The sequence below is a fragment of the Sphaerothrix gracilis Ecp01 genome (genome assembly GCF_030405905.1).
Lineage (GTDB): Bacteria > Cyanobacteriota > Cyanobacteriia > Phormidesmidales > Phormidesmidaceae > Sphaerothrix > Sphaerothrix gracilis.
In genome coordinates this window covers 2,823-5,322 of sequence record NZ_JASATW010000059.1, presented here as the reverse complement: position 1 = coordinate 5,322, position 2,500 = coordinate 2,823, and the positions used below count along the sequence as shown (strand labels likewise).

Here is a 2,500-nt window from a genome sequence, read left to right as displayed (position 1 = left end):
TAATGGGTCAGCGACTTGGCGTGTCGAGCAAGCTTAAGCCGTGAGGCGTAGGCGCAGCGAAAGCGAGTCTGAACAGGGCGTTCAGTTCGGCGCGCCAGACCCGAAACCGGGTGATCTAGCCATGAGCAGGTTGAAGGTGCGGTAACACGCACTGGAGGACCGAACCGGTGTCCGTTGAAAAGGCCTCGGATGACTTGTGGCTAGGGGTGAAAGGCCAATCAAACCCGGAGATAGCTGGTTCTCCGCGAAAGCTATTTAGGTAGCGCCTCGTGTGAATGCTCCAGGGGGTAGAGCACTGGATGGGCTAGGGCTGTCCACAACGGTACCAAACCTAACCAAACTCCGAATACCTGGAAGCAGTGCACGGGAGACACACGGCGGGTGCTAACGTCCGTCGTGGAGAGGGAAACAACCCTGACCTACAGCTAAGGCCCCCAATTCGTGGCTAAGTGGGAAAGGATGTGAGGACCCCAAAACAACCAGGAGGTTGGCTTAGAAGCAGCCATCCTTTAAAGAAAGCGTAACAGCTCACTGGTCTAGCCAAGGGTCCTTGCGCCGAAAATGTAACGGGGCTCAAGCCACGAGCCGAAGCTTAGGGTGCATCTTCGGATGCGCGGTAGCGGAGCGTTCCGTAGGCCGGTGAAGGGAGACCCGCGAGGGCTCCTGGAGGCATCGGAAGTGAGAATGCTGACATGAGTAACGACAAACAGCGTGAGAGACGCTGTCGCCGAAAGTCCAAGGGTTCCTGCGTAAAGTTAATCTGCGCAGGGTCAGCCGGCCCCTAAGGCGAGGCCGAAAGGCGTAGTCGATGGGAATCAGGTGAATAGTCCTGAGCCAGCGGGTGGTGACGGATCCGAGCCGTCGTGTCTCCTTATCGGATTGGAGGCGCGGCCGGAGGGTCCCGGGAAACAGCCCCCGCGTGAGACCGTACCCGAAACCGACACAGGTGGACTGGCAGAGCATGCCGAGGCGCTTGAGAGAACGATGCTGAAGGAACTCGGCAAATTACCTCCGTAACTTCGGGATAAGGAGGCCTTCCGCGTGGGCAACCGCGTGGGAGGGGCACAGACCAGGGGGTGGCGACTGTTTAGCAAAAACACAGGGCTCTGCGAAGTCGCAAGACGACGTATAGGGTCTGACGCCTGCCCGGTGCCGGAAGGTTAAGAGGAGAGGTTCACGCCTTGAATCGAAGCCCCGGTAAACGGCGGCCGTAACTATAACGGTCCTAAGGTAGCGAAATTCCTTGTCGGGTAAGTTCCGACCTGCACGAATGGCGTAACGACTTCCCCGCTGTCTCCAGCATCGGCTCAGTGAAATTGAATTCCCCGTGAAGATGCGGGGTTCCTGCGGTCAGACGGAAAGACCCCGTGCACCTTTACTGTAGCTTTGCGCTGGCATTCGTGTCGGCATGTGTAGGATAGGTGGAAGGCTATGAAGCGCGGGCGCCAGCTCGCGTGGAGCCACCCTTGAAATACCACCCTTGGCGACATGGATGTCTAACCGCGATCCGTCATCCGGGTCCGGGACAGCGCATGGCAGGCAGTTTGACTGGGGCGGTCGCCTCCCAAAGAGTAACGGAGGCGCGCGATGGTGGGCTCAGACCGGTCGGAAATCGGTCGTCGAGTGCAATGGCATAAGCCCGCCTGACTGCGAGACGGACATGTCGAGCAGAGACGAAAGTCGGCCATAGTGATCCGGTGGTCCCGCGTGGGTGGGCCATCGCTCAACGGATAAAAGGTACGCCGGGGATAACAGGCTGATGATCTCCAAGAGTCCATATCGACGAGATCGTTTGGCACCTCGATGTCGACTCATCACATCCTGGGGCTGGAGCAGGTCCCAAGGGTTCGGCTGTTCGCCGATTAAAGTGGTACGTGAGTTGGGTTCAGAACGTCGTGAGACAGTTCGGTCCCTATCTGCCGTGGGTGTCGGAGATTTGAGAGGATCTGTCCCTAGTACGAGAGGACCGGGATGGACGCACCTCTGGTGGACCTGTCGTGGCGCCAGCCGCGGTGCAGGGTAGCTATGTGCGGACGGGATAACCGCTGAAGGCATCTAAGCGGGAAACCCACCTCGAAACGAGATCTCCCTCGAGAGCCGTGGTAGACCACCACGTCGATAGGCCGGGCGTGCAAGCGCAGCAATGCGTTGAGCTTACCGGTACTAATCGCTCGATCGGCTTGATCGCCTCCCATGATCCCTGCGCGCACACCGCGCACGGACGAACACCAAGACGTCCAGGACCAGAACCAAAACCCTATGCGCGCAATCTGTCCTTCGCCGGCCCGGTGACCCGAGCGAGGAGCATAAAACCCGATCCCATCCCGAACTCGGCCGTTAAACTCCTCAGCGCCGATGGTACTGTGGCTCAAGCCCCGGGAGAGTAGGTCGTCGCCGGGCCTGCGAAGGACAGACAACGCGCGCAGCACGCCGAACACCAACCATCCTCCTCACCTACCAACCACAAGCCGCACGACGCGCGCAACAGACAGGAAGCGTC

2 rRNA genes (1 of these 2 running past the window's edge) are annotated in these 2,500 nt (G+C 59.4%); both read left to right on the top strand.

Features of this window, described 5'->3' with window-relative positions:
- Positions 1–2,188 (top strand): 23S ribosomal RNA (locus tag QJQ48_RS27075) (it extends 627 nt beyond the left edge of the window).
- A 96-nt stretch (positions 2,189–2,284) separates the two neighbouring features.
- Positions 2,285–2,400: ribosomal RNA gene (gene rrf / locus QJQ48_RS27070) — 5S ribosomal RNA — on the top strand.
- The last annotated feature ends 100 nt before the right edge of the window (positions 2,401–2,500 follow it).